At 63.6% G+C, this 23,527-nt stretch carries 33 protein-coding genes and 1 pseudogene; 8 read left to right on the top strand and 26 right to left on the bottom strand.

Going from position 1 to position 23,527, the window contains the following annotated elements; translation table 11 throughout:
- Position 1: 1 nt before the first annotated feature.
- From J4G43_RS25665 to J4G43_RS25615, 11 genes are all read right to left on the bottom strand, one after another.
- A complete protein-coding gene (locus tag J4G43_RS25665; RefSeq protein WP_166341470.1) occupies positions 2–325 on the bottom strand; it encodes a phage fiber-tail adaptor protein in 324 nt (107 codons plus the stop codon).
- Entirely contained in the window at positions 325–936 is a 612-nt protein-coding gene (locus tag J4G43_RS25660; RefSeq protein WP_166341468.1) for a head-tail connector protein, read from the bottom strand. Before J4G43_RS25660 ends, J4G43_RS25665 begins: the two co-directional genes overlap by 1 nt.
- Positions 930–1,331 (bottom strand): hypothetical protein, encoded by a 402-nt coding sequence (locus tag J4G43_RS25655; protein WP_207794732.1) that lies wholly within the window; start codon positions 1,329–1,331, stop codon positions 930–932. Before J4G43_RS25655 ends, J4G43_RS25660 begins: the two co-directional genes overlap by 7 nt.
- Complete coding sequence (locus J4G43_RS25650; protein ID WP_207794731.1) at positions 1,328–1,717, bottom strand: hypothetical protein; 390 nt, start codon at positions 1,715–1,717, stop codon at positions 1,328–1,330. The genes J4G43_RS25655 and J4G43_RS25650 overlap by 4 nt, the downstream gene beginning before the upstream one ends.
- Entirely contained in the window at positions 1,702–1,911 is a 210-nt protein-coding gene (locus J4G43_RS25645) for a hypothetical protein (protein ID WP_157789229.1), read from the bottom strand. Before J4G43_RS25645 ends, J4G43_RS25650 begins: the two co-directional genes overlap by 16 nt.
- A gap of 29 nt (positions 1,912–1,940) precedes the next feature.
- Positions 1,941–3,281: a phage major capsid protein gene (locus J4G43_RS25640; RefSeq protein ID WP_049813169.1), complete on the bottom strand. Its 1,341-nt coding sequence runs from the start codon at positions 3,279–3,281 to the stop codon at positions 1,941–1,943.
- 140 nt (positions 3,282–3,421) lie between these two features.
- Positions 3,422–4,174 (bottom strand): head maturation protease, ClpP-related, encoded by a 753-nt coding sequence (locus J4G43_RS25635; protein ID WP_225005077.1) that lies wholly within the window; start codon positions 4,172–4,174, stop codon positions 3,422–3,424.
- Positions 4,171–5,484: a phage portal protein gene (locus tag J4G43_RS25630; RefSeq protein WP_166341464.1), complete on the bottom strand. Its 1,314-nt coding sequence runs from the start codon at positions 5,482–5,484 to the stop codon at positions 4,171–4,173. Before J4G43_RS25630 ends, J4G43_RS25635 begins: the two co-directional genes overlap by 4 nt.
- A 3-nt stretch (positions 5,485–5,487) precedes the next feature.
- On the bottom strand, positions 5,488–7,218 hold the full coding sequence (locus tag J4G43_RS25625) for a terminase TerL endonuclease subunit (RefSeq protein WP_166341462.1): 1,731 nt from the start codon (positions 7,216–7,218) through the stop codon (positions 5,488–5,490).
- Positions 7,215–7,592 (bottom strand): hypothetical protein, encoded by a 378-nt coding sequence (locus J4G43_RS25620; RefSeq protein WP_225005076.1) that lies wholly within the window; start codon positions 7,590–7,592, stop codon positions 7,215–7,217. The genes J4G43_RS25625 and J4G43_RS25620 overlap by 4 nt, the downstream gene beginning before the upstream one ends.
- The gene (locus J4G43_RS25615; RefSeq protein ID WP_225005075.1) at positions 7,576–8,028 is read right to left on the bottom strand and encodes a hypothetical protein; all 453 of its coding nucleotides are present in this window, start codon (positions 8,026–8,028) and stop codon (positions 7,576–7,578) included. The genes J4G43_RS25620 and J4G43_RS25615 overlap by 17 nt, the downstream gene beginning before the upstream one ends.
- 272 nt (positions 8,029–8,300) lie before the next feature.
- On the opposite strand from J4G43_RS25615, the gene J4G43_RS25610 reads away from it, so the two are divergent.
- The gene (locus J4G43_RS25610) at positions 8,301–9,002 is read left to right on the top strand and encodes a response regulator transcription factor (RefSeq protein WP_208086687.1); all 702 of its coding nucleotides are present in this window, start codon (positions 8,301–8,303) and stop codon (positions 9,000–9,002) included.
- A gap of 46 nt (positions 9,003–9,048) precedes the next feature.
- Here the strand turns inward: J4G43_RS25610 and J4G43_RS25605 are convergent, their stop codons facing one another.
- The 13 genes from J4G43_RS25605 to J4G43_RS25545 all read right to left on the bottom strand — a co-directional run bounded on the left by J4G43_RS25605 (position 9,049) and on the right by J4G43_RS25545 (position 16,553).
- A complete protein-coding gene (locus J4G43_RS25605) occupies positions 9,049–9,360 on the bottom strand; it encodes a hypothetical protein (RefSeq protein ID WP_049807983.1) in 312 nt (103 codons plus the stop codon).
- 179 nt (positions 9,361–9,539) lie between these two features.
- Positions 9,540–10,223: a transcription termination/antitermination protein NusG gene (gene nusG / locus J4G43_RS25600; protein WP_157790397.1), complete on the bottom strand. Its 684-nt coding sequence runs from the start codon at positions 10,221–10,223 to the stop codon at positions 9,540–9,542.
- Complete coding sequence (locus J4G43_RS25595) at positions 10,220–11,452, bottom strand: helix-turn-helix domain-containing protein (protein WP_166341454.1); 1,233 nt, start codon at positions 11,450–11,452, stop codon at positions 10,220–10,222. Before J4G43_RS25595 ends, nusG begins: the two co-directional genes overlap by 4 nt.
- A 61-nt stretch (positions 11,453–11,513) precedes the next feature.
- Positions 11,514–11,846 carry a hypothetical protein gene (locus J4G43_RS25590; RefSeq protein WP_166341452.1) on the bottom strand — a complete coding sequence of 111 codons (333 nt, stop codon included), beginning with the start codon at positions 11,844–11,846 and terminating at the stop codon, positions 11,514–11,516.
- Positions 11,836–12,105: a hypothetical protein gene (locus J4G43_RS25585; RefSeq protein ID WP_049807985.1), complete on the bottom strand. Its 270-nt coding sequence runs from the start codon at positions 12,103–12,105 to the stop codon at positions 11,836–11,838. The genes J4G43_RS25590 and J4G43_RS25585 overlap by 11 nt, the downstream gene beginning before the upstream one ends.
- Entirely contained in the window at positions 12,102–12,413 is a 312-nt protein-coding gene (locus tag J4G43_RS25580; RefSeq protein WP_028153787.1) for a hypothetical protein, read from the bottom strand. Before J4G43_RS25580 ends, J4G43_RS25585 begins: the two co-directional genes overlap by 4 nt.
- Positions 12,410–12,817 carry an SANT/Myb-like DNA-binding domain-containing protein gene (locus J4G43_RS25575; protein WP_166341450.1) on the bottom strand — a complete coding sequence of 136 codons (408 nt, stop codon included), beginning with the start codon at positions 12,815–12,817 and terminating at the stop codon, positions 12,410–12,412. The genes J4G43_RS25580 and J4G43_RS25575 overlap by 4 nt, the downstream gene beginning before the upstream one ends.
- Positions 12,814–14,874, bottom strand: a complete 2,061-nt coding sequence (locus tag J4G43_RS25570; RefSeq protein WP_166341448.1) for a methyltransferase-A70 family protein — start codon at positions 14,872–14,874, stop codon at positions 12,814–12,816. Before J4G43_RS25570 ends, J4G43_RS25575 begins: the two co-directional genes overlap by 4 nt.
- The gene (locus J4G43_RS25565) at positions 14,871–15,362 is read right to left on the bottom strand and encodes an HNH endonuclease (protein ID WP_166341446.1); all 492 of its coding nucleotides are present in this window, start codon (positions 15,360–15,362) and stop codon (positions 14,871–14,873) included. Before J4G43_RS25565 ends, J4G43_RS25570 begins: the two co-directional genes overlap by 4 nt.
- Positions 15,362–15,619 (bottom strand): DUF2312 domain-containing protein, encoded by a 258-nt coding sequence (locus J4G43_RS25560; protein WP_028153791.1) that lies wholly within the window; start codon positions 15,617–15,619, stop codon positions 15,362–15,364. The genes J4G43_RS25565 and J4G43_RS25560 overlap by 1 nt, the downstream gene beginning before the upstream one ends.
- Positions 15,616–15,789: a hypothetical protein gene (locus J4G43_RS25555; RefSeq protein ID WP_166341444.1), complete on the bottom strand. Its 174-nt coding sequence runs from the start codon at positions 15,787–15,789 to the stop codon at positions 15,616–15,618. The genes J4G43_RS25560 and J4G43_RS25555 overlap by 4 nt, the downstream gene beginning before the upstream one ends.
- A complete protein-coding gene (locus J4G43_RS25550; RefSeq protein ID WP_038945118.1) occupies positions 15,789–16,154 on the bottom strand; it encodes a hypothetical protein in 366 nt (121 codons plus the stop codon). Before J4G43_RS25550 ends, J4G43_RS25555 begins: the two co-directional genes overlap by 1 nt.
- 57 nt (positions 16,155–16,211) lie before the next feature.
- A complete protein-coding gene (locus J4G43_RS25545; RefSeq protein ID WP_166341442.1) occupies positions 16,212–16,553 on the bottom strand; it encodes a hypothetical protein in 342 nt (113 codons plus the stop codon).
- On the opposite strand from J4G43_RS25545, the gene J4G43_RS25540 reads away from it, so the two are divergent.
- On the top strand, positions 16,552–16,830 hold the full coding sequence (locus tag J4G43_RS25540; RefSeq protein ID WP_028153794.1) for a helix-turn-helix transcriptional regulator: 279 nt from the start codon (positions 16,552–16,554) through the stop codon (positions 16,828–16,830). The two genes, J4G43_RS25545 and J4G43_RS25540, sit on opposite strands and share 2 nt — an antisense overlap.
- Here J4G43_RS25540 and J4G43_RS25535 read toward each other — a convergent pair.
- Positions 16,827–17,423, bottom strand: coding sequence for a DUF4118 domain-containing protein (locus tag J4G43_RS25535; RefSeq protein WP_208086686.1), 597 nt, complete (start codon positions 17,421–17,423; stop codon positions 16,827–16,829). The genes J4G43_RS25540 and J4G43_RS25535 overlap by 4 nt on opposite strands.
- A gap of 175 nt (positions 17,424–17,598) precedes the next feature.
- Here J4G43_RS25535 and J4G43_RS25530 point away from each other — a divergent pair, with 175 nt between their 5' ends.
- Positions 17,599–17,856, top strand: a complete 258-nt coding sequence (locus J4G43_RS25530; RefSeq protein WP_155258159.1) for a hypothetical protein — start codon at positions 17,599–17,601, stop codon at positions 17,854–17,856.
- A gap of 93 nt (positions 17,857–17,949) precedes the next feature.
- Here J4G43_RS25530 and J4G43_RS25525 read toward each other — a convergent pair whose 3' ends face one another.
- Positions 17,950–18,246: a hypothetical protein gene (locus tag J4G43_RS25525; RefSeq protein ID WP_166341438.1), complete on the bottom strand. Its 297-nt coding sequence runs from the start codon at positions 18,244–18,246 to the stop codon at positions 17,950–17,952.
- Positions 18,247–18,305: 59 nt separating this feature from the next.
- Between J4G43_RS25525 and J4G43_RS25520 the strand changes: the two genes are divergently transcribed.
- The 5 genes and pseudogenes from J4G43_RS25520 to J4G43_RS25500 all read left to right on the top strand — a co-directional run bounded on the left by J4G43_RS25520 (position 18,306) and on the right by J4G43_RS25500 (position 23,008).
- Positions 18,306–19,451 carry a tyrosine-type recombinase/integrase gene (locus tag J4G43_RS25520; RefSeq protein WP_208086685.1) on the top strand — a complete coding sequence of 382 codons (1,146 nt, stop codon included), beginning with the start codon at positions 18,306–18,308 and terminating at the stop codon, positions 19,449–19,451.
- A 78-nt stretch (positions 19,452–19,529) separates the two neighbouring features.
- The gene (locus tag J4G43_RS25515; protein WP_208086684.1) at positions 19,530–19,742 is read left to right on the top strand and encodes a hypothetical protein; all 213 of its coding nucleotides are present in this window, start codon (positions 19,530–19,532) and stop codon (positions 19,740–19,742) included.
- 24 nt (positions 19,743–19,766) lie between these two features.
- The gene (locus J4G43_RS25510) at positions 19,767–19,985 is read left to right on the top strand and encodes a hypothetical protein (RefSeq protein WP_166341434.1); all 219 of its coding nucleotides are present in this window, start codon (positions 19,767–19,769) and stop codon (positions 19,983–19,985) included.
- A gap of 885 nt (positions 19,986–20,870) precedes the next feature.
- Positions 20,871–21,878, top strand: coding sequence for a TIR domain-containing protein (locus J4G43_RS25505; protein WP_166341432.1), 1,008 nt, complete (start codon positions 20,871–20,873; stop codon positions 21,876–21,878).
- Positions 21,879–21,967: 89 nt separating this feature from the next.
- Positions 21,968–23,008, top strand: a pseudogene (locus J4G43_RS25500) (IS3 family transposase).
- The last annotated feature ends 519 nt before the right edge of the window (positions 23,009–23,527 follow it).

Genomic DNA, 23,527 nt, shown 5'->3' with positions numbered 1-23,527 from the left:
TTCACTGCCGCGATCTGGCGCGGATCCGGATCCTGACCGCCTGGCGCATCTCGCGGCCGGCCGTCGTGGTGATGCGATTGACGACCAGGTAAGAACCCCGATCGACGCCGCCGGCGAGCCAAACAACCGTCTCGCGCGCGCTGCGCGAGGATGACGCGGCCGTCACGCCTGGCGGTACGACAAAGGCCGAGGACGCGATCGCATCGCCCTCGAGGCGCGCGGTCCAGTCGATCGCAAAATCGAGCACCTCGGCCGGCTGCTTGCTCGGCCAGCGCAGCCCGCGGCCCGAATTGACGGTCGCGACGCGCCTGACCTTTGCGGACATCAGCGGTAAACCCTCAACTGCCCCATCAGCGCCGCGGCGGCGAGCGGAACGACCTTGAGCTCGGCCTCGGCCGACGCCTCGCGGTTGCGATACCAGCTGGCCGCGAGCATCAGCACCGCCTGGCGCGCGCGCGGCGGAAAGATGAGCTCCGGATCGTCGCCGGCGCCGGTCTGGTTCGGATCCTCGTCAAATCCGGCCTCGATCTCGAGCTGCACCGCGTTGAACGTGTCGGCCTTGACCGCCGGCGAGGTGAAAGCGGCGAGAAACCGGATCTCGACCGTGCCGAGCTTGGTCCGCTCCCAGTGATAGAGATCCGCCTCGACCGTCTGCGTTGCGCCGGCGGCGTCGAGATACTTGATCGCAACGTCGCGGGCCGGCGTCAGCAGCACGTTGAGACACCCCGACCACCAGTCGCAGCGATCGACGCGCCAGGTCGAGCGGCGCAGCGTCAGCGCGGTCTGGCTTGCGACGAAATCGATCGCCGCGTCGAGAAAAATCTCGAGCTGCGAATCGTCGTCGGAAAAATCCGCCGCCTGGACGTGCTTTTTCAGCTCCTCGAGCGTCACCGGGCGATCGTCCTCATCCGCGATCACGTCAATCAGTTTCAGCATTGCAGCGCCTCGATCAGCGACATTTTCGGATAGGCCTCGAGCGCGGAAACCGCGCTGGCATTGATGACGGCGACGCCGAGCTCGGCGAGGCGCGGCGCGCAGCCGTCAATGATGCCGCGCCATTTCGCGATGTTGCGCTCGGTCGGGTTGTTGAGGCCGCGGTCATGCTTGCCGTGCCAATGGATGCCGCGATCGAGCCGCATGTCGAAACCGACCAGGATCAATTTTGTCGCGCCACACTGCACGGCGAGGTTGATCGCCTGAAAACCCGAATTGCCGCCATCGCCGAGCACGCCCGGCGCCTCGAGCAGGATCTCGTCGCGGCCGCGCGCAATGCCGACCTGGCGCAGCCCCGGAAACGTCGCGCACGCCGCAGCGTCATGCGTCAGCCTCAACCCCGCGAATTCCGATGCGAGCCCTTGCCGGGCTTTCCACCAGGCGCCGTCGCAGGCATAGGCGACATCGGCATCGGGACAGAGTCGCCAACTGTCGTTGACGGCGACGACGCGGACGGCTCGGCCTCGGCCGGCGAGCTCGCGCTCGGCGCCGGCGGCGCTCGGTCCGGATCCGACGATGATTGCACATTCGCCGCGCCAGCCTGGCAGCTGGTCGGCGATGAAATAGGGTGGCGCGCACCGTGCGCAGCTGCGTCCCCTTGCACTTCGCTGACCAGGCCGCGCTGGATCAATTGCCGCGCGTGCCAGTCGGTCAGGTCGAGCACGCGGCCGGCTTTCACCTTGCCCATGTCGTCGAGGAATTCGCGCTCTACTTTGACAAGCATGAGATGATCCAGATTGCGCCAATGCACAGCAGCAGCACGCCCGCGGCTGCAGGAATCGCGTTGAACAGCCGCTCGAACGCTGCAGGCCCCTCGCCCCAGCCAGTGCCCGTGACCGCGAGCTGCAGCCCGACGCCGGATATCACGACCATGTCCAGCCCCCTGATGATGCCCTGGCAGAATGTCGCGAGCGGCACGTATGCCGCCCGCGTTGTCGTCACCAAGATCAGACGTTGCCGAAATCGCCGTAGGTCAGCGCCAGCGGACGCTTGACCGCGAGCGCGAGCCGCTTTTCGGCGCGGACCGTGTACATATTCTTGATGAAATTATCCTGGTTCTCCGAGGAGATCGCGACCTCGGCATCCATCCGGTCATAGATGGTTGCCGCCATCTTGAACGCGCCGACCAGGAACTTGTCGACCGTCATCGCCTGCGTATCGACGACCGGCAGACCCCAAAGGCTCGGACCCGCGAGCGAACGCGGATTCGACCAGAGGTAGCGATCCTCGCCGTCCTTCGTGAGCTCGATGCGAGCCCAATCGGACGGATGCAGCACCATGCCATCGGCCGGAAACTCCGCGAGCGAGGCCTGCAGCATCGCCAGGCGCAGCTGGTCGATCATGGTCGCGCCGGTCAGGACAAACGGCGCGCTATAGGCGGTCGAGTTGGTGATCAGCCCCGACAGATGCTCGCCGGCACCAGAACCGGACAGGAGCTCGGCTTCCTCGGCCAGGTCGAGACCATAGCGCAGCTCGCTGTCGATCTCGGTCTGCAGCTGCTGCGCGTCCTCGAGTGCCTGGCGCGAGACGTTGATCCAGTGCGCGATGGTGCGCACCGCAACGTCGGCTTTCGTCCAGGTATAGTCGGATTGCGGCTTGGTGCCGCCCTCGGTCACAACCGCGGCGTTGTTGGTGCGCGCGGCCTGCTTGGCGTATTCGACCATATTGCTGCTGGTGCGACCAGGCGAGAGCAACGCACGCACAGTCATACGACGGCGCGCGAGCGCGACGATCTCCGTTTGACGATCAACCGTGATCAGACCGCCTGCCGACGTTGACAGGGACGTGATTGCCTGGTTGACGCCAATCACAACACTGCCCTTGGCACCGCGCGTAACATATTGCTTGAGATCATCGTGCAGAGCGATGACCTCGCCGGCCGACTTGCCCTGCTCGCGCTGGCCCTGGCGCAGCGTGTCGGCGATCTTCTGCTCGATGTCGCGATTGCGCGTCTCGAGCTCCTCCATCTTCTGCGTCAGCTTGGTCTGCGCGTCGCCGAGCTGGCCGACCATCGTGATCGCCTTGTCGGCGGACTGCTTGAGCTCGGCCGACAACGTACCGTTGTCCTTGCTCTGCTTGAGCGCCTCCTCGGCGGTCCGCTTGACGTCGCCGGAAATGCGCTCGAGCTCCGACTTGACCTGCGCGAGCAGCTTCTCGACCTCGCCGGGATTCGGCGCTTCGTTGCGGACCGCGCCAATCACGGCCGCCGGCTTCGGCGAGGCGAGCAGCGTCGACAGCGCAGCCGAGGAAAGCACCGACGATTTGAACAGATGATGTCGCTTGGACATTGGATTTCGTCTCCTGGAATGATGAAAGAGGGAACGCGAAAACTAAGTGGCCTTCATGCGATCGAGCAGATCCTTGACCTGGTCGAGCACGTCGACAGCGCCTGGCGTGTCGGTTGCAGCAGCGTCGCGCGTGCCGCCTTTCATCGCCTGCACAAGGTTGCGCCGCTCGGAACGCGGCACCCTGCTCTGGCGAGGATCTCGTCGATTCGGAATTCGGCCTTGAGCGCCTGGCCGGCGGCCGCCTGCTTGGCGTCTTCGGACACGGCATCGGCCGGCAGGAAATCATCAGCGAAGTGCTTTGCGACCGCATCGGCGCCGCCGATCCAGGTCTCGCGATCGAGCATCTTTGCGATCGACTTCGGCTCGAGACCCGTGCGCGCCGCATAGATGTCAACCGCGACCTGGTCGAACGGCTCGAGCCAGTCGGCCGCCTCGCGCAGCGCGTTGCGATCGCCCATCGCGACGATCCAAGTGTTATGGATCATCAGGAAACCGGCGCGCGCGATCTGCACCTCGTCGCCTGCCATCGCAATGACCGAGGCCGCCGAGGCCGCGACGCCGAGGATCTTGACGCTGACCTTTGCCGGATGATCGCGCAGCGTGTTGTAAATCGCGAGGCCCTCGAAATAGTCGCCGCCTGGCGAATTGATGTTAACGACGACGTCGCGCTTGCCGATATTGCGCAGCGCCGCCGAGATCCGCGACGCGGTCACGCCGTTGCCCGACCAATCCTGGCCGATGACGTCGAGGATCGAGATAGACGCGGCATCCTCGCCGGCGCCGTCCTTGGCCTGCACTTCCGGCCGCCAGCGCTCGAGCGCCTTCGGCGTGATCACCGAGCGCAGGTCGCCGCGGACGTTGAAAGATGCTTTCGGCAGGTCGCGGTTGCTCATTGCTTTGCCTCGCTGTTGATTCCGAGCCATGACAGCATCGCGGCCCGCGCCTGGCTGGCGCCGCCGGCCTGCTCGCCGAGCCGATCGAGCGGCACCAGGTTCGATTGTGCCGTCAACTGGTCGCCGCCGGCGCGCGCCGGCAGGTTGAGCTTGCGCCGGCCTTCGTTGCGATCCATCAGGCCGTTCTGCGTCATCTGCGACAGGAAAGAAGCCTTCGCGGCCGCATCCATCTGCAGGAACGCTTCGCGATTGAACTCCGCATAGATCCGGCGCTGCTCGCCAGGCGCGATCAACTGCTTTGTGATGCGCCGCTCGATCCGCTCGCAGATCGGATTGATGCCGAGCGCGAGCCAGGCGAGGAACGTCTGCTCGACACCGGATCCGAACATGGTCTGACCTTCCGGCGCGTGCCCGATGATGATCGGCGGCGTTCCGGTCCAGCGACAGACTTCCTCGATCGAGAACCGCTGTTGTTGCAGCAGCTGCGCGTCGACCGGGTTAAGCTGCAGCTTTTCAAACTTGAGGCCGCCCTCGAGGATCATCAATTTGCCGGCGCGCTCGCTGCCGACGTAAGTCTGCATGATCTTGTCGAGCTGCTCGCGCTGCTTGTCCTCGAGAACGTTTTCAGACGTCAGCAGGCCGGCGGAATGCATCCCGTTGGAGAACAGCTTGCCGGACGTCTCGAAGGCGGCGAGCGCGGTCGAAAACGTCTGCACGCCGTAGCGGATCGCCGACAGGCCGCCATCGCCGCCAAAGCCGAATCCCTTGACGTGAAACACCTTGTCGCGCGGCAGCGTGTAGGGTTTGCCGCGATCGGAATATTTGTAGGACAGCACGCCGTCAGCGTCGCGATACGGATAGGCATTCGGCAGCACATTGACCGCCGAGACGCGCCGGCCGATCGACGAGATCTCGGAACAGGCGTCGCCGTTGACCAGCAGCCAGGCGACGACGGCCTCCCAATATTCCAGTGACGTCTGGTCGACGTTCGGACTACCGGCGAGCACCTCGGCGAGCGGATGATCGACGACGATCGGGCTGCCGTTGCTCTGCTTCTCGAAAAACTGCAGCGGTAGCGTCGAGACCGCTTGCGCCGTGACGCGCACGCACGCCCAAAACGCCGCCAGCGACATTGCGGAGTCGACCGTGACCGTTTTTCCCGCCGCGCCGCGGCTGCCGAACACGCGCGACCAGGCGCCGCCGTCCTCGAGGCGCAACCGCCGCTCTTTCGCGATCTCGTCACTGACCGACGCATAGACGCGATAAACGCTCGCCGCGGCCTTTGCCGCCGTCCAAGAGACCAAGCCCATTGATCAGACCACCATGACGGGTTTTGCGAGGAAAGCGTCGAGGTTCTTTCGGCTCGAGACCGGATTCCAGCTCATGAGGATTCCAGCCTGCAGCAACGCGATCAGCGGATCGATTTTGGCGCGGCCCGCGACCTGTTTCGTGATCATGTCGGCGTTGCCGCGCTGCTCGACCTTGGCATTGCCGACGCACCAGCTCATGAGCGCCTGGTCGGCGTGCCAGAACGTGCCCTGCGCGAGCTTGATATCGATTCCGTAAACCGCCGGCGCCAGTGCCGGACCCTGCAGCAGCCGCCGCAGCTGCTCGTCGGTCACGCCGGCGCCGAACAGGAATTCAAAAAGCACGCCCGCCCTGTTCGGATCGACGCCGACCGCGTTTTCCGCCGGCAGCAACCCGCTATCGACGACGCGCGCGGCATAGCTCGCAAGGTCGGCGTGCGCGGCGCCGATGTCGAGGATCCGAAACGAACCCTCTTTTTCAAAATCCTCGAGATGGCCGGCGATGTCCTTGCGGCGCTCGAGCACGATCGGATCTGCCCACCCGTAGGACCATGACAGCCAGTGTCGCGTTTGCTTCTCGCGGCCGATCACGGAAAAGCCGAGCAGGTCGTCGCGGCCGCCGCCATCGGCGCCCATCGTAACCACTTCGCTGCGCGCGAGCAGCGACTCGAGATCGAGTTTTTCGACGACCTGCTGATCCCAGAGATCGGCGGCGCTCCATCCATCGTCGGCCGTGCCCGTGCCGATCTCGATATTGAGATGTTGCGAGGCCCAGATCTGCACGGCCTCGGCGCCCTTCTCGCGCTCGCTCGAGAACTCGGCGAGCATCGAGGCGACCGTAATCGGCCGGTTGATATTCGGCATCACCATCGGCCAGCATTCCGGATTCATCCAGCGCGGCTCGACATTCGCGCGGCGCTCCTCGCGCGTGAGCGTCGCGATCTCGCGCGGCAACTCATAGAGCAGCGGCAAGGTCGGGCGGATGATCTTTCCGCGATAGACTCCGTCCCGCACGTTGCGAACAAACTTCAGCTCGCTTTTGAACGCGCCGGCCGGCGCCTCGTCGCTTTGCGTCGTGGTGATGACCAGAACGCCCTCCTCGGTCTTGTCGAGGCCGCCGCGGATCTGGCGCAGCACGCGCGAGGTATGCGCGCGCTTGCCGAGCAGATGGAGCTCGTCGAGCAGGACAAAGATCAGCGCCATCGCGCCGGTCAGGATCTTGAGATCGAAACTCGCGATCATGATCTCGGATTTCGTGACGAGATCCTCGATCGTCTTGTCATAGTCGCGAGGCTTGAAGCGCCGCCGCAGGTCTGGCGACTCCTCGATCATGCCGACCGCCTGCTCATACGCGCGATCGGCGACGGCCTGGGTCTCGCCGATAAACAAGGCCGTCGCACGCGGCCGATAGTTCATCAGCATCGCGACCAGCATCAGCGCCGCCGAATAGGTTGTTTTCGACGAACCCTTCGGCACCAGCGCAAAGAAATCGCGGATCATCCGGACGCGGTTGACGGGATCCCAGCTGCCGAACACGGCGCGCACCAGGTCGCGAAACCATTGACCGGACGCATCGCCGAGGCGCGGATTGCCTGGCACGTCCGGCAACCGGATCTCGTCGAACAGCGCGACGCCCATATCCGCCTCGCCGGCGAACAGCGGCAGATCCGGCACCAGCGACCGCCCCTCGCGCAGGCGCGTTTCCCAATCCGGGCAGGACGTATCCCACGGCGTCACGAATTGAGACCCTGCTGCCGCCGCGCCATCAGCTCGCCCAGCGTCGACCCGGCGTCAGGCGAACGCGCGTCGAGCTCGGCCTGCTCTTTCTTGCCGAGCTTAGGCACCTTGACCGGCTTATCCGCCGGCGCCGCCTTCCGCGGCTTCCGAGTCTGGCCGTACTCCATCAGGTCGTTGCGGTCGAGCTCAGCGCGGAATTGCCGGATCGCGCTGACGCTGCCGGCCTGCACGCCTTCCCAAAGTTTCATCAGCACTTCGGAGTCGATGCGATCGCGCGCGACGTCTCGCAACCTGAGCTCTGCAAAATAATGCTTGCGCAGCGTCGGCTGCGTGACGTCGAGCGCGCCGGCGATGCGCTCATTGCTCCAACCCATCGCGACTAACATGCTGACGCGATTCCGGTTTCGCGCGGTCGGCATGTGAGGCGGCCGACCACGCCCGCCGTGATTGGCAGGGATCGGATCGCCCAACAGGTCGAAATTGTCGGCCATAGTGAAAAAAACCTGCGAATGAGAGTGGGGCCGGTCTCAGGAGCAAAAGCTTGGCGATTTTTGACCTACCCTGCCCCTTGAGTTCGACGTCGTTCGGCGTCACCGGGCGCTCGAGCGCGATCGCGCTGCGCTCGAGGTTGTCCGCGACATGGGCAAGCACGCCGGCAAAGGCGGCCCTGGCTTCGTCATCGCTGACGTTCTCATCCATCGCCTTGACGATCGCCGCCTTGACCCCTGGCGCGAGCGCCTGAGCGGCGATTTGGCGAGCTTTCCGGGGTCGAAATCGGGGGGCGGGTGCATCGGCTTCTACGAGGCGCACGTGAGTGCGTCGCGCGGCCCCCGGCCATAGTCAGGTGGTTGCAAGGGAGGGCTTTTTTCGGGTAAACGGGGGGCAGGTTAAACGGGGTCAGGTTAAGGGGCGAAACGGGGCGAATCTGCCGCGCTTCGTGGAACTTGGTCACACTTCAGCCCAGCTTGCATTGCTCGGTGACAAGGTTCGACCGCCGGCTTCGGCACCCATGTATGCGGCGCATCAGTGGATTGCTCGCCGTTTCAAGCCACGACCCAAACGGAAAGCAGAAAGAGAGGCTCATGCCCACAATCGCTTTGGTCGACGATGACAGCAACATTCTCACATCCGTCTCGATCGCGCTGGAGACGGAAGGCTACCGCATCATGACTTACTCCGACGGCGCCTCCGCGCTCGACGGCTTCCGCACCACCCAGCCCGATCTTGCCATTCTCGACATCAAGATGCCGCGCATGGACGGCTTGGAAATGCTGCGCCGGCTGCGGCAGAAATCCGACCTGCCGGTGATCTTCCTGACCTCCAAGGACGAAGAGATCGACGAACTGTTCGGCCTCAAGATGGGCGCCGACGACTTCATCCGCAAACCGTTCTCGCAGCGCGTGCTGGTCGAGCGCGTCAAGGCCGTGCTGCGCCGCTCGGCGCCGAAGGACCCGACCGTCGCGCCGAAGGAGAACGATGCCAAAGCGCTCGACCGCGGCCTGCTGCGCATGGACCCCGAACGGCACACCTGCACCTGGAAGAACGAGCCGGTGGCGCTGACCGTCACCGAATTCCTGATCCTCCAGGCGCTGGCGACCCGGCCCGGCGTGGTGAAGAGTCGCAACGCGCTGATGGACGCCGCCTATGACGACCAGGTCTATGTCGACGACCGCACCATCGACAGCCACATCAAGCGGCTGCGCAAGAAGTTCAAGGTGGTCGACAGCGAGTTCGAGATGATCGAGACGCTCTACGGCGTCGGCTACCTCTTCAAGGAAGCCTGAGGCTCACGCGCCTTTTCCTTCTCTTGCTCGGTCATGATCGAAATCCTCAATCCCAAACGCCGCGCTGATGCAGCGAGGCCTGCTCGAGCTTCTGTTTCTCGGCGTCGTGGTACGCCTTCGATACCGTGTGGATGTTGTCGGGATCCCAGAAGCGGACAGGATCGCCGCGATGCGCCTCGGTATGGTCGGCGACAGGACTGTTGTCGGCAGGGTAGACGCCGTCACAGAGCACGCCGGTTCGCTGGCACACGTAAGCGTCACGCAGATGGACCTGGTCCTTGAGCCTGCGCCAGCGCGCCAGCTTGTACCACTGGCGCCAGGGCGGCTCGGCGCGTTGCTGCTTGACTGGCGCTGCCATCTCACAAAAGGAAGGCCGGCGCAGCGTCATCGCCGGCCGGCCTAGTCAAGGGAGGAAACACCCAAGGAGGGCAGCGGCAGCACAGGAGCGCGCTACCGCACACCCTAGACACGCAAAAGCCCGGCACAATGGCCGGGCTTTGTGGATGGTTGCGCTTCGCGCGTCCCCTTGACTCGGTCTCACCGAGAAGGGATGCGCCGAAAGCCTTGACCGCTTCCGCTCGAGCTATTCCGCGACCTTGGCCGCGGCGCTAGCTCTAGATCACTCTCGTCGATCGAGATTTGAGTGACGCGCCCGAACATGCTGATACCGACACTGAGTCGGCCAGTTGAGTCAAATCTTTCCACCTGGCCGCAGAAGTAAGCGAACGGTCCCGACGTTACCCGCACCAGCTCGCCGAGCTCGAATTTGCGCTCGCGCTTTGATTTCGGCGTGTTGCCGATCGCCTCGATGTTGCGCAGATCAATGACGTCCTGCCCCTTGAGAACAGGCACACACGGCCCGACGCGCATGACGTCAATCACACCGTCGACAGCGTAGAAGCGTCCAAACTTGACCTCGAAATCAGGCACCAGGATCGCGCCGCAGATCAACGGCGACCTAACCTGCTGCGTCAAAACCTTCTCGTAGCCGCGGTTATAGCGCGCCACGCTGCGCGTTTCGGTCTGCATTGGCAGCCAGGCCGAGATATTCCTTTGACGGAATGTCCGCATCACGTTGAGCTGCAGGTGCGGATGCACGCGCAGGATATACCAGCGATCAGGCTCGACCGGCACCTCGCGCGGACCGTGCAGCAGATCGAGATCGACATAGCCGACGATTTCGCCTCGCACGTGATCCCGCGGCCGCAATGTTTGGTTCATGCGCATTCCCCCTCCTCGCTCGACCAGCTGCCGTCGCGATGCGGCGGCCACGGCGCCGGCACGCGCAGCGCCTGTTTGGATTTTCGCAATCGGAAATTCGGATGTAGCGCCGGCAGGTTGTGCACCGCCGGATCGAAGGCCTCGGTCCAGACCCGCTCCGCTTCGATCTCGACGCCGAGCCAGAGCGCCAGGCGGTCGCGCCAGGCCGCAAACTGCGGCGTTCCCAGCTCGACCTGGTGCCACGCTTGCGGATCCTCGCCGGCAAACTTCGCGATCGCCGCCAGGTCGGGTTGAGGCGGCCTGGTCGACCACAAGCCGCGGCCGCGCTCGGGATCCTCGGCCAGGCGCAGCGGCCTCGAGCCGATACGCGCGGCGAGCTGCAATCCGGCGAGCTCGTAGCCGTCGATCCAGTGCCGCTCCGGCGCCGGATCCGGCAGCCTGGCGCTCGGAAACTCCTCGAAACGCCGCTGACGGATCCACAGATGAAAATTCGGCACCGCGTCGCGCTTCAACCGCTTGAGCATCTCGACAAACGGCACGATCGCCGCCCTGCAAAGCCGTTGCTTGTCCGGCTCGAGCAGCCGGAACTCGGCGAGCGCGAGATCGCGCCGCATCGCCTGGTGACCAGGCCAGCTCTGCCAGGCCGGCTCGAAATCGGCCGGTTCGCTTTCCTGAAGATCCTCGCGATCGCCCTCTCGTCCCCTGGAAGGGGATTTAGGGGAAGATTCAGGTTCAGGTTCAGAGTTTAGACCCTCTGCCGAGTCATAGGGCTGGCGTAGGGCTGGCGCAGGGCTAACGGTTTCGGAGGCCGGATTTAGCCCTGTCTGCGGCATAGGGCTAACTTCACGTGAAACACCCTCAAATTCGCCCCTGGCGGCCGCTTCGATCACGTCGGGATCGACGTCGAGCATCAACCGGATCAGGTCGCTGGTGCGCTTGCCTTTGCACTCGCCGTTGCGCCGGCCGTACTCGTCGATCCATTGCGGCAGCCGCGCGATCGCGCCGATCTGCTCGAGCCAGGCCAGGCGGTTGCGCACAGTCTGCGTCGACAATTCCGTGTCATCGGAAAGCGTCGGGATCGATACGAAGCAATAGCCGTCACCGTCGACGTAAAGTGACGCCATAGACAGCGTCAGCTTTGCGTGCGGATTGTTGAGGCGCAGGTTCCTCGCCCAGGCGTGCGCCTCGTCGGCGGCGATGCGTCGCGCGCGCCGTTTCTCGGTCGTCATCGTGGCAATGCTCTTAAGGTTTCGATTCAACTGGACGCGGTAAGCAACGGAACGGGTTTGGTCAGCGCGGCCCCATCAGCATGAACTGCACGATTTGGTCGTCGGAATAATTCCAGAACAGGCCGCGGTTGATCGCGTCGTCGAGGCGATCGAGCCAGCGCGACGGGAAACGCTTCACCCTGACCAGGTGATCTCTAACGGCGGCGAGCTGCTCGGCCGGCAGTGCGTCGGCCTCATCCTCGCTCATCAGCTGGCCGGTCGAGCGCACGTAAACCGCGATATCGAGCTCGCCGAGCTTGGCGGCCTCGAGCACCAGCTTTTGAATGACGTTCGCCAGCTTGACGGCAGGCTCGCCGCCGGCGCCGAGCGTCGCGAGAATGAGATCAGCCGACATCCGAGCCCCCGCGCGCCAACGTGGGCTGTACGGCCGCCGCAGCGGTGCCGGCGCGCACTTCGACGGCCTCGCACGCCGGCGTGTTGCCGCCGATCTGGATCCTGGCGCTGCCGCGAAACCATTCCTTGTAATGATCCTGGCGGCCGTTCGGCTCAATGCGATGCCGCGACACGCAAACGATTTCGCAGCCCTCGCGTGTGCAGACCTTGCGAGAGTCGCCGTTCGGCGCGCGCGTCTTTTCGCTCCACTTGTGATTCATTTTGCAGCCTCATCGGCCGCAAACAGATCGCCGGGCTCCTCGAGCTCCCGCGCGCCGGCGTAGCGCATCGCGATCAGTGCGCGCGCGACCAGGTGCCAGACGTGGATCCGCAGCCGCGGATAATTCTTGACCTCGCCGCCGCGCTGGCACTCGCCGCGATCGAGCTGCTCGCGCGAGCGGCCGCGCAGCGTCTCGACAGAATAATCGCCGATGTCCTTTGTGCCGCCGGCGTTCCGGATCCGCATCCGCGCGATTTCTGTGACCTTGCGCGTGATCGCCGAATGCAGCTCAACCCGAACAACGATCATCTGGCGTCCCCCGTGTAGAGCGTCGGCCGCTTCGGCGGCGTCTGCGTTGACCGCTGATCGAGCGCGCTGCGACCCGGCAACGGATCGCCGAAAAGCGCCGACGCCGCCGAACGCTCTTGCGCGAAGGCGCGCGCGCGCTCCTGCTCGGCCACCTTTTCCGCGGCGCGCTTGTCCTGCCAATTTTTCAAACGTTTCGGCGCCGCAGCTGCGGCCGGCGCTTCTTTGGCGAGGCGCTCGGAACGCCGGTGACTGTTGTACGCCTGCTTACAGGCCGCCTCAGACCGTCCCGGCATGTTCGCCGCAACACGAGCCCAATCGCCGCCGGCGCCCTCGACTGCGGCGCAGAGCCGATCGAGCTCCGCGGCCGTCCAGAGATTGCGAATCTTGTGAACAGGCCAGCTCATCGCGCGCCCCCCTGCTGTTGAACGGATGCCGGCCCGACCAGCTGCGCCAGGAAGGCGCGGCCGAGATCTGTGACCTTTAGCGCCTTGGTCGTGGCGTGCAGATAATCCTTGCCGCACAGATGCCGCGCCATCTGGCCGTCAATCGTGCCGCCGGCGTCGACCGCGATCAGCGCGAGCTGCTCCGCGAGCTCGTCATCGTCGATCGGGAGGCGCGTCTGCAGCGCGCCGTCGACGATCTCAGGCGCCGGACAATCGAACAGCGACATTTGCGGCGCGCGGTAAGGCTCGGTCAGCGCAACGACCGGCGGCGCCGTCACTGCGTCGCGCAGCGCGTGCAGGCGCGACCAGCCGGCCTCGCGCAGCTGCCACTGCCCGCCGGATTGATAGGCCATTTCGCGCTTTTCCCAGCTCGCGCCGAGCACGTCCTGCATCGTCGCGCGCTTCGGATGACAGAAATCCGAAAGGATCATCAGCTGCTCGAGCTCGGACAGCTCGAGCGCATCGAGCTCGGCCGGCTGCAGCCATTCCGAGCCGGCGAGCTGGTCAATCGCGACGACGTCGTCGGCATCATACGGCGCCCGATCGTCGACGACCTGGTCGGGGATCGCGACGACGTCCGCGACGGCCGCGGCAACGCTGGCCCCGTCTGATGTTGCATTTGCCGCAGCCGTCACGGTCTCGCCGGCGTCGGAGGGCATTCCGGCGGCGAAACTGGATTCTGATGAGCTCTGCACGCGCCAGAATCCCGTGCATTCCAGCGCGTGAGCCTCTAGATCGACATCAGCGCCGCATTCGGGACAGACACGCGCCGACGACGGCGAAGGCGCCGCGTCGATCGCGTTGCCGATTTCGCCTGGCGGCGAAACGGCGGCCTGGTTGCCGGCGGCGAGCCAGCCTGGCGGTAATGGATGCTCGGCGTCGACGCGCGCGAACAGCTCGAGCACGGGCAGCGGCCGCCCCTCGGCGTCGCATCCGACCATCGTCGCGATCATGTGCCGGTAGTGATCAGGCTTGCGCGAATGCTCGCGCGGCCGCTCACGATGGTTCGATCCGAATTTTTCCGAGCCGGCCGGTTTTGGCAGGCCCTGCCCGCGCTTGAACAGGAGCAGCAGCTCATCCTGATCGAACGCGATCAGACCGGATCCGCTGACGTCCGGATGCGCGTCGTCGGTCTTGGTCCAGACAAAGCAGGTCGAATAAGAATCCATCCCGAGCGCCTGCGCGCAGGCCCAGGACAACGGCATGTCGACGCGCGCGAGCTGCATCTCGCCGGTCGCCGCGATCATCACCTCGAGCTCGATCTCGACCAGCGCCAGGAGATGCGGCCGCGGGATCCACATGAAGGCCCAGGAGTCGGGCAACAGGCGCTCACGCGCGTGGCGCAGATAGGCCAGGATTTCCGGCCAGGTCATCGTCGGATAGTGGTTCTCATATGCGCGATCGCCGATCCCGCCCTGACGCCGCCAGGGCGGATCGAGATAGACCGCCGGCACCTTCGGACCGGACGGCAGGTCGGCCGATTGACCGGACAGCGCGGCCGCCAGGTTGCGCCGATCGGCGCGCCCTTTTTCCTCGGCGCCGACCTTGAGCAGATCCATCGCAACGCGCGCCTGGCCGGACCGCATTTCCTCGGCCTGGCGCTCGAGCGCCTGCTCGAATTCGGCCGTATCCATCGCCGCCAGGCGCTGCGCCCGCGACGACAGCTTGCGGTCGATTCCCGCCTCCTGCAGCGTCACGCGCAGCGGCTTGACTGGCTCGGCCTCGACCCGGTCGGCGACGTCGCCGCCGGCGTCGGAAAACTGTTCCTCGCCGGAACAGTTTTTAGGCCGCCCCTCGGCGAGGTGACCGGCCGCCTTTGCCAAGATCAGCATATCGCCGAGGCGCCGCTCGGCGCGGAACCGGATCCGCGCCGCCTTGATCTCGAGATCCTTGTTTTTCGCCTGCTTGGCATAGGCCGCCCAGGCGGCCGCCTGGCTGCGGATCTCGAGCACCTCGTCGACCGCTTCCGCGGCCGCGATCGCGCGCTCGGCGGCCTCGTATCTGGCGAGCTCGCTCAAAACGGGATCTCCTGGTCGTGGTGCCGCGCCGGCAGGGTTGCGAGCAGGCCGGCGAGGATCTTGTCGAGGCTCGGCGCCTCGCCGCGCACGCGGCGGTTGATGCTGTTGTCGCGCTTGGTCGACCAGCGACGATTGGCGCGGCGGTTATCGAGCGTCTGGCCGTTGATATGATCGACGACGTGCCGCGCCAGGTAGTCGTCATCCCGCGGCTCGCAGCGGATCTGCAACTCGCGATGCATTCGCACCGTGTCGCGCCGCGCGCCCGTGTTGCGCTTGGCGTAGAGAAAACATTCCTTGCCGCGGCCGCCGTGCCAGACGTTCCACTGCCATTGCATCAGCCAGTCGAAATCCTCGGCGTCGACCAGCGTCCAGATCGGCTCGCGCGACGACAGCCAGACGCGGCGCCACGGCGTCAGCGTCAAATCGGGCAGGCCTTGCTCGAAATCGACCGCGCGCGCCCCGATGATGTTGACCGGCGCCTGCATCATCACAGCATCCCCAGCGCTTGCATGTAGGTTTCGAGGATGGCCTCGAATTCCGCGCGCTCGTTCGGATCCTGCGCGCGCATCCTGACGATCGCCTTGAGTGCCTTCGTGTCGTAACCGTTTCCCTTGGCCTCGGCGTAGACAGCAGCGACGTCGTCGGCGATCGCCTTTTTCTCCTCGAGCAGCCGCTCGACCCTCTCGATGATCGATTGCAGCTGATCCTTGGCGATCTTGCCGGCGCGGGTTTCCGCCTTGCTCATCGATGCACCACCGTCAGCATGACCGGGCGGAAATTGTCGCCGGCGTGCAGCACGCGCGCCTTGCGATAGGTCTGCACGTCCGGCATCAGCTCGGCGGTCACGATCGTGGTGATGCCGAGCGACAGCAGCACGGTCCCGAGCATCGCCCAGCTGAGCAGATCGTCATCCATCACAGATCCCCGCCGTCCTGCAGCGCCGCCAGACGCGCCGCGGTTTCCCGCTGCTGATCGAGCAGCTGCGAAATTTCCATCTGGCGATTGAGCTTTTTGCGCCACGGCTCGGCGCATGACCTGGTCAAGGCTTTCCAGACGACGTCGCCGATCCGGCTGTTAAGCAGCGCGTTGAGCGCCTCGCCGTCCGGCGCGCCGCGCGGCGGCGTCGCGATCCAGTCCTCGCAAACCCTGGTCGAGCGATTCGCGATCAACGCGAGCTCGGCCGCCAATTTCTGCTTAAAAACCTTGCGCAGCTCGACCAGGACCGGCGCAAACCACCGATGATCCCTGCGGGATTTACCGAGGATTTCCTCGGCGCCCATTTTTGCGCCCGCGCCGCCTCTCCGATAGCTTGGTTTCATCATGAGGAACCCAAACCCTTATTCGGCGCCATTCGCCGGCTCATCGATCCGCCACAGCGACGGCCTGGCGCGCAGCTGGCGCTCGGCCAGGGCGCGCTGGAAATTAAGGAAGGTGCCCGGTGCCAACGTCCCGGTCCGGCGCCAATTCGAGACTTGCTGCGCCGGCCGGCCGCTGATTTTGGCAGCCGCGAAGGTGCCGCCGACGCCGTCGATCACCGCGTCAGCGGTCTCGAGCAACGGCCAGGAATCACATTGGCGAATCATCGACACGGCCCGGAATATACACGTTACGTGCATTTTGAAAGCATAAGCGGATATAAAATTGTTAGGAACCAACGTATTCAGCACAGTGCCGGCCATGACCCGGCACGATCGCGACAACAGCCTCGACACGGTCGCAGGCCGCCTCAAGCGGACCCGCGAGGCGTTCAAAATGAACCAGGCCGACTGGTGCCGGCTGGTCGGGATCGAAACCCAAGCCTGGAATAATTACGAAAGCGGCCGGCGCCGGATCTCGATCGACCAGGCGATCAGGGTCTGCCAGGCGACCGGCGTTACAATCGACTGGATTTACCGCGGCCTGATGAATTCATCACTGCCGCCGCAAGTGCAGATCGAGCTGCAGAAAAAGCGCTAGCCGTCACCCTTCAGAGGTCGCGCCGCCAAGCGCCGCAAATGGTTCAGGCGCCGCAGCAAGGGCGGCACCGACAGCGCGAAAAACACGTAGAACACAGCCCAAACTAATTCCTGCTTGCTCGGCACCTGCAGCGCGAAAGCCGGCGGCACCACTACAAGATTGTGGATAATCGGGCTGGCGCCGGCCAGCGCCAGCGCCGGCAGCACTCCAAAAACCATCGATATCAGGATCACGGCGAAGCCAAAGCAGAACCCGGCGCCGCCGCCGACCGTGTTGACCAGCAGCAGCGCCAGCGGCGCAGTCACGCCGAGCGTCGCCAGCGCCCAGCACAGCGCGCGCGACACCGACGGCGAAGCCTCGGCCGCCGCAAGGCCGGGCCGATTCTCCGCAGCGACGTCGACCCGCCAGCCGAGCCGTTTGGCGCGCTGCCAGGCGCTCAAACTGCCTGATTGCTCGATCAAGAACTGATCGAGGCACTCGCCGGTCATGACCAACACCCTGCGTGCATCCTCCACGGATTCCGGCAGCTGCAGCGCCAACTGTAACGCTAGACGGCGCAGGCCATCGGTTTTTTCAGACGATTGCATTCCCATTTGCATTTCCTCGTGTCCCTGTGGCCCTCAAAATAAACGTCGTGTGCATTTTGCTAGGAATTTATGCACTGCCCGTGTATACCGTTGACGCGAATCCCAGCGGAGTCTTGCCATGCACCCCGTCCCTGACCTTGCCGAGAAGGCGCCATCCTCCCCCCATCGGGAAACCTTGGCAATGGACACAATTTCCGGACGCGACCCCGCGCCAGCGCAATCCCCCCGCATGGTTAATGATGCTGCATCACGCATCTATGCGGCTTGGCAACCGCACGTTGGTCATGACGAGGCGATGCACGAGGCCCGCGCATTCGCCGCGCGTTTTCACGTCCTGATCGACGGTCCGCTGGCGCCGCTTCCCGACGAGGCCGAGCTCGACACTACGCTCGCGGCCGTCGCCGCGGCGATGACGTTCCTCGACGCCGCGGCGCAGTGAGGACCGCATGAGCCGGCGATTGCCATCGGATTATTATTTTTACCTGGCGCTGCTGAAATCCAGCCCCTTTGAGCGGCGCCCGCGCGGCTGGCGCTATGGCAGCAGGCGGATCGGCGACAGCGTCGTCGACCGCCTGGTCGCTGCCGGCCGCGCGCAAATCATCGGCGATCGCGTCCACCTGGTCGAGGCCGAGCGATGACCGCCCGCCCCCTGCCCGCGGATCCGCTCGAGCTGCGCCAGGCGCTCGAGGCCGCCTTTGCCGGCCGCGCCACCATCAGCGTTCCCGAGCTCGCCGAGCTCATCCCCTTGCATCGCGAGACGATCGCGCGGCATGTTTCCGCCGGCAACCTGGTCGGTCGGCTCAAAGGCCTCGGCCGCACCCGTCGCCATCGGGTTTTCACCATCGCCGATGTCACGCGGTTTATGCAGCACCTGACCGAGACCGAGCCATGTCCCTCTATCGCCCCAAGCGATCGCCGTTCTGGCATTACGATTTCCGGATCGACAGTTATCGATTTTCCGGCTCGACCAAGCTGCGGCATGAGGATGACGCGGCCCGGCTTGAAGAAGCCCGCAAGGCCGACGCGCAAATCATCGTCGACCGGATCCGCGCCGCCGGCGCCGAGCCGCTGACATTCAAAGCCGCTTGCGATCGCTGGTGGAGCACGCACGGCTCGAGGCTGGCCGACGCCAAGATCAAATCCGCGCTCGAGCGCCTGGTCGAGATCATCGGCGCCAGGACGTATCTGCACGACATCAACGACGACGTCGTCTCGCGCATGGTTGAGGAGCGCAGCAAGGACGTTCGCCGCGACCACGTCGACGACAAAGGCCGGCAACTGTATCGGCCGATCACCCCGACCACGGTCAATCGTAGCATCGACCTGCTACGCCGCGTCATGCGCCGCGCCCGCGACAACTGGAACGCCGCGATCATCCGCGAGCCGGTCTGGAAAAAGCACAAGCAGAAGGAAATAAAGCGGCCCGTGCGTGAAATCTCGGCGGCCGAGGAAACCACACTCGACCAGGTCGAGGATATCGACTTTGCCGAGCTGCGCCGCTTCGCCATCATCACCGGCCTGCGCCGCGCAAACCTGGTGCTGACCTGGTCGCAGGTCGATTTTGATCTCGCCGTCATCCGCGTCATGACAAAGGGCGGCGTGCCGCGCGTGCTGCCGCTTTCGGCCGAGGCCTACGAGATCCTCTGGAAACGCCGCGGCCAGCACGCCGAATATGTTTTCACGTTCAAGGCGCAGCGCACCTGGAAAAAACACCCGAAAAACGGCGAGGCGCGCATCAAAGGCAAGCGCTATCCGATCACCTATTACGGCATCGGATCAAACAAACGGAAATGGAAAAAAGCCGGCGTTGACGCGCGGATCCACGATTTGCGCCACACGACCGGCATGCGCACCTTGCGCAAAACCGGCAATCTGCGCGTGGTGCAGAAAATCCTCGGCCATACCGACATCGCGATCACCGCAAAGTTTTACACTGACGCGACGGTCGAGGACATGCGCGCAGCGATGGAAGCGACCGCGCCGCGCCAGGTCGAGCAGAGCCAACCCAAGGCGATCGAGAAGAAAGGCGCCTGAGATGGATTTTCTGCTTGGCCTGGTCGGCGAGATCGCATTCCTCGCTGCCATTGTTGCAGCGATCGGGAGTGCACTTGGATGACTGATTTTCCGAATGCGCCGGTCGGCGTCGTCTTGCGAGGAATGGACCACGGTGATCGCAGTTTTGGCGCGCGGCCGCGACGGCCTCTCGGACTACGGCCGCAACGTTTGCAAGAGCGCCACCGACAAGCTTGCGGCGCAGGTCTGCACCACCTCGATTGGCTCGCCCGCGGCGAGATCCGCGGCCTGCACCTGGTCGGCGGCGAATGAGCGAGCGCGCGCAAAAGATCACGGTTGGCGAAATGCGCGCCGGTCGCGGCGGCACCGCGCGGCCTGCTGGTCTACTACGCCGATTATCGCTGCGGCCATCACATCACGCTAACGCCTGACCAGGTCGATCAATGGCCGGACGATGTCCGCTTGTCGGATCTCAAGCCCAAATTCACCTGCAGCAAATGCGGCCAGCGCGGCGCAGATATCCGGCCCGACTTCGAGCCGCCGACGATGGGCTAGTCCAGCGAACCACCCTGATCTCCAGCCGGGCGACAGCTCTGGGGATAAGTCGATCCATCCGACGCCAATCGGACGGCATGCTGACCAGGCATGGTGCGGCTATATCTCGGTCCGAGTTTCTAGTTAAGTTGAAGAAAGATTGAGTAACGCGGAGTCGCGGTCGTGCCGCGTCCAAAGAAACCGGCGCGAGCGGCCTATTAGATGCGGTAGGTGATCAGCCTCCGAAACGAGACTATCAAACTGGCTGCGACTTCATGGTCAAGGGGGCGTTCCTCCTACAACTACGACATGCCATGGCACCATTTGTCTCGGCCACCAGGAGAAATTTCGCGATGAACTGCGTCAAGAAAATGTCTGTCGCGGGTATCGCTGCGTTCGGGACGCTCGCTGGCACGGGCGCAGGCTTATTGGCTACGGTCCTTCTTGTCTTCCTCGGCTCAGTCTCGATCGCCGAAGCCCGGAACACGCCTTGTTCAGGCAAGAAAGGTGGTGTTTCTCATTGTGAGAATGGTAAGTTTGTTTGCAAGAACGGAACTATTAGCCAATCTAAACTGACATGTTCTCACTAATTCGGCACCTTCGGCAGAAGCATGAAGAGATCGAGCGCGAGGCAGAGGCTTTATTTGTGTTGAATTCTTGCTTCTCGATAGTGGTCTGAAATCGTCCATCGGTCATGGCGGGCGTGGCGTTCGCGGTTGAGGTGATGGGGTTGGCTTCACAACCGAATCCTACGCCGCATCAGCGCTTTACACCACGCTCGCCAGCCTCTTAGGCGCCCTCTCGCGAATAAGACGGGCTAGGCCCAACGGACACATTCACTGATTCACATTCCCGCAGGTTGCGCTATTCTTGGGCGTTTCAAGAAAGTTGCAAGCGAGAAACTTGATGTCAGTTCCGACCGTGCCGGCCCCCGCAGCAGTTACGTTGCCAAATTCAACCTCTCTTACCGGTCAAATGCTGGATGATCTGACGAAGGCGCTAGGCGTCGCCCGCACATCGTTGGCCAGCGATACGCAGATTGCTCACGCCTGGTCAAATCTTCCGCGCCTACTGGAGAAGGTTCCTCCGCACCACAGAAACGAGACGATGGTGCGAATGTGCGTGGCTGTCTCAACGTTCGAGGCCATTTTGCAGGGGAGAGTTATGAAACCGCGCGTATTTATTGGATCCTCAGTGGAACACCTTGATTTAGCTTATGCTACGCAAGAGTGCTTAGAACATGATGTGGTGTCCACGGTTTGGTCTCAGGGCGTATTCGCGCTTTCGCGAACTGCGATGGCCTCGCTAATTGAACAACTTGACGAAAGCGATTTCGGAATATTTGTTCTTGCGCCTGATGATGTAACGATAATTCGCGACACGTCGAAGCAGACCGTACGAGACAATGTGATCTTTGAATTGGGTTTGTTCATCGGTCGATTGGGACACGATAGGTGCTTCTTGATTGTGCCTCGCGGAGTAGACGATCTGCATCTCCCTACGGACCTGTTGGGCATAACGCCGGCAGCATTTGAACCCGATAGACAGGACGAAAATTTGCAAGCTGCGCTAGGACCTGCTTGCAACCGCATTCGAAAGGCTATTCAAAAACTGGGAGCCGTAACGCCTGCACCTCCGCCCGTCGCAGTAACGAGCGAACCATCGATAGAACAAGACCTTTGCAGCGATCCCGTCGATTGTGAGGCTCTGATCAAATCATGGATGGGCGCGCGCAACCGAGCCTCAAATCAAAGAGCGATCCGCTATGCGGATGTTGATCGTGAGCTGAACTTGGTTCCTGGGTCAGCCCGCCAACATATTGAAAAAGCGGCGGCCCACTACCGATTTCGAGCGGTTCTCAAGGGCAAGGACACGATAACCTTTCAGTTGGACCCGGTGCGCGTACGCTTCTAAGAGAGCTGGCCCCGCAAATTCGGACAGTAGCTTGAGTGGATTTTCTGCCTGACAGCGGCGAGGATTCTTGCTGCGAATCAGGAGCGAAGATGACGAAGAAGAGCCGCCGGACGCATTCTCCGGCATTCAAGGCGAAGGTTGCTTTGGCTGCGGTCAAAGGCGACAAGACACTGGCGGAGCTGGCGCAGCTGTTTGATGTTCATCCGAACCAGATCACGATCTGGAAAAACCAGCTCCTGGAAGGCGCCGCCGGCGTGTTTGGGCATGACAAGACATCGGCCGAGACGCCGGTCGATTTGAAGGCGTTACATGCCAAGATCGGCGAGCTGGCGTTGGAAAACGATTTTTTGTCCGGCGCGCTCACCAAGGCGGGCCTGCTGAGCGCAAAGCGATGATCGACCGCGATCATGATCTTTCTATCGTGCGCCAGGCGAAGGTCCTGAAGCTGGCTCGCAGCACGGTCTACTATGAACCTCGGCCAGTTTCGGCCGAGGACCTTGCCTTGATGCGTCGGCTCGATGAGCTGCATCTCGATTATCCCTTCGCGGGAGCGCGTATGCTGCGATCGTTGCTGCGGCGGGAGGACGTATACGCCGGTCGCCGCCACATCGCGACGCTGATGAAGCGCATGGGGATCGAGGCGGTCTATCGTCGCCCGAACACGAGCAAGCCGGCTCCGGGTCACAAGATCTACCCGTACCTGTTGCGCGGATTGAAGATCGAGCGGCCCGACCATGCGTGGGCAATGGACATCACCTACATTCCGATGCGGCGTGGCTTCGTCTATCTCGCGGCGGTCGTCGATGTGTTCAGCCGACGGGTCCTGGCCCATCGCGTCTCGATCACAATGGAGGCGGCCTTCTGCGTCGAAGCGGTCCAGGAGGCGTTGGCGAAGCACGGCAGGCCCGAGATTTTCAACACGGATCAGGGCAGCCAGTTCACCAGCCTCGAGTTCACCGATGTGCCGCTGGACGCGAAGATCGCCATCAGCATGGACGGCAAGGGCGCCTGGCGCGACAACGTGTTTGTCGAGCGGCTCTGGCAATCAGGGACGCCCTCACTCGAGCCTTGACGGGCGCACGCCCGACGAGGCTTACTTCGGCACGCAAGCTATGGTGATGGCCGCATGACCGTCGCCGACGGTTTTGTCGTCGCTCTGGTCGGGCTACGCCCTCCCGACGCAACGACAAAACCGTAAAGCCCCGCGTTCAGCATAACCCGGCAGGAATCCACTTAAATCCAGCGGGGCGCTGTCCAAACAACCGGGGCCAGCTCTAGGCGCGCACTGTGGCACGTCGCTATCCTTGCATTGATTCATCTGCCGTAGCTGCGCCATGGCACGCGAGATGCCGGCTCGCAGGCGACACAAATGAGGTCCCGAAAAAACTCCCGAACTGTGAGGCAGAAGCCGGCTAACTCTATGGGTAATCAAGGAAAATGGTGGAGTTAGCCTAAGTGTTTCTACTCCGCGGGTTGCAGGTTCGAGTCCTGCTGGGATCGCCATTCATCACTGGATTGACGAGGCCGATGGAGCCGACTTGCGGTATCGGCCGCCCGCTCACCGGAGACGTCTTCAAGAGCCCCGCTGTTCTCGTCGATCCCGTGGACGATTTCGATTCGCGCTGCCGGAATTTCGGTGCCGCTTGATC

The sequence above is a fragment of the Bradyrhizobium barranii subsp. barranii genome (assembly GCF_017565645.3).
In the GTDB taxonomy this organism is placed as follows: domain Bacteria; phylum Pseudomonadota; class Alphaproteobacteria; order Rhizobiales; family Xanthobacteraceae; genus Bradyrhizobium; species Bradyrhizobium barranii.
Note: the sequence above shows the minus strand (reverse complement) of the source record. Positions and strands in the feature narration are given on the sequence as shown.

Coding starts and splice junctions, on each gene's coding strand:
- J4G43_RS25585 (WP_049807985.1), bottom strand. CDS start 12,105: ATGAATCACAAGTGGAGCGAAAAGACGCGCGCGCCGAACGGCGACTCT.
- J4G43_RS25595 (WP_166341454.1), bottom strand. CDS start 11,452: ATGACGACCGAGAAACGGCGCGCGCGACGCATCGCCGCCGACGAGGCG.
- nusG (WP_157790397.1), bottom strand. CDS start 10,223: ATGAACCAAACATTGCGGCCGCGGGATCACGTGCGAGGCGAAATCGTC.
- J4G43_RS25640 (WP_049813169.1), bottom strand. CDS start 3,281: ATGTCCAAGCGACATCATCTGTTCAAATCGTCGGTGCTTTCCTCGGCT.
- J4G43_RS25630 (WP_166341464.1), bottom strand. CDS start 5,484: ATGGGCTTGGTCTCTTGGACGGCGGCAAAGGCCGCGGCGAGCGTTTAT.
- J4G43_RS25515 (WP_208086684.1), top strand. CDS start 19,530: ATGACTGATTTTCCGAATGCGCCGGTCGGCGTCGTCTTGCGAGGAATG.
- J4G43_RS25665 (WP_166341470.1), bottom strand. CDS start 325: ATGTCCGCAAAGGTCAGGCGCGTCGCGACCGTCAATTCGGGCCGCGGG.
- J4G43_RS25550 (WP_038945118.1), bottom strand. CDS start 16,154: ATGGGCGCCGAGGAAATCCTCGGTAAATCCCGCAGGGATCATCGGTGG.
- J4G43_RS25580 (WP_028153787.1), bottom strand. CDS start 12,413: ATGATCGTTGTTCGGGTTGAGCTGCATTCGGCGATCACGCGCAAGGTC.
- J4G43_RS25545 (WP_166341442.1), bottom strand. CDS start 16,553: ATGGCCGGCACTGTGCTGAATACGTTGGTTCCTAACAATTTTATATCC.
- J4G43_RS25560 (WP_028153791.1), bottom strand. CDS start 15,619: ATGAGCAAGGCGGAAACCCGCGCCGGCAAGATCGCCAAGGATCAGCTG.
- J4G43_RS25605 (WP_049807983.1), bottom strand. CDS start 9,360: ATGGCAGCGCCAGTCAAGCAGCAACGCGCCGAGCCGCCCTGGCGCCAG.
- J4G43_RS25565 (WP_166341446.1), bottom strand. CDS start 15,362: ATGATGCAGGCGCCGGTCAACATCATCGGGGCGCGCGCGGTCGATTTC.
- J4G43_RS25530 (WP_155258159.1), top strand. CDS start 17,599: ATGGACACAATTTCCGGACGCGACCCCGCGCCAGCGCAATCCCCCCGC.
- J4G43_RS25590 (WP_166341452.1), bottom strand. CDS start 11,846: ATGTCGGCTGATCTCATTCTCGCGACGCTCGGCGCCGGCGGCGAGCCT.
- J4G43_RS25505 (WP_166341432.1), top strand. CDS start 20,871: ATGTCAGTTCCGACCGTGCCGGCCCCCGCAGCAGTTACGTTGCCAAAT.
- J4G43_RS25525 (WP_166341438.1), bottom strand. CDS start 18,246: ATGGCGACGGGTGCGGCCGAGGCCTTTGAGCCGACCGACCAGGTTGCC.
- J4G43_RS25660 (WP_166341468.1), bottom strand. CDS start 936: ATGCTGAAACTGATTGACGTGATCGCGGATGAGGACGATCGCCCGGTG.
- J4G43_RS25555 (WP_166341444.1), bottom strand. CDS start 15,789: ATGGATGACGATCTGCTCAGCTGGGCGATGCTCGGGACCGTGCTGCTG.
- J4G43_RS25635 (WP_225005077.1), bottom strand. CDS start 4,174: ATGAGCAACCGCGACCTGCCGAAAGCATCTTTCAACGTCCGCGGCGAC.
- J4G43_RS25620 (WP_225005076.1), bottom strand. CDS start 7,592: ATGGGTTGGAGCAATGAGCGCATCGCCGGCGCGCTCGACGTCACGCAG.
- J4G43_RS25650 (WP_207794731.1), bottom strand. CDS start 1,717: ATGCTTGTCAAAGTAGAGCGCGAATTCCTCGACGACATGGGCAAGGTG.
- J4G43_RS25535 (WP_208086686.1), bottom strand. CDS start 17,423: ATGGGAATGCAATCGTCTGAAAAAACCGATGGCCTGCGCCGTCTAGCG.
- J4G43_RS25575 (WP_166341450.1), bottom strand. CDS start 12,817: ATGAGCTGGCCTGTTCACAAGATTCGCAATCTCTGGACGGCCGCGGAG.
- J4G43_RS25540 (WP_028153794.1), top strand. CDS start 16,552: ATGACCCGGCACGATCGCGACAACAGCCTCGACACGGTCGCAGGCCGC.
- J4G43_RS25610 (WP_208086687.1), top strand. CDS start 8,301: ATGCCCACAATCGCTTTGGTCGACGATGACAGCAACATTCTCACATCC.
- J4G43_RS25520 (WP_208086685.1), top strand. CDS start 18,306: ATGTCCCTCTATCGCCCCAAGCGATCGCCGTTCTGGCATTACGATTTC.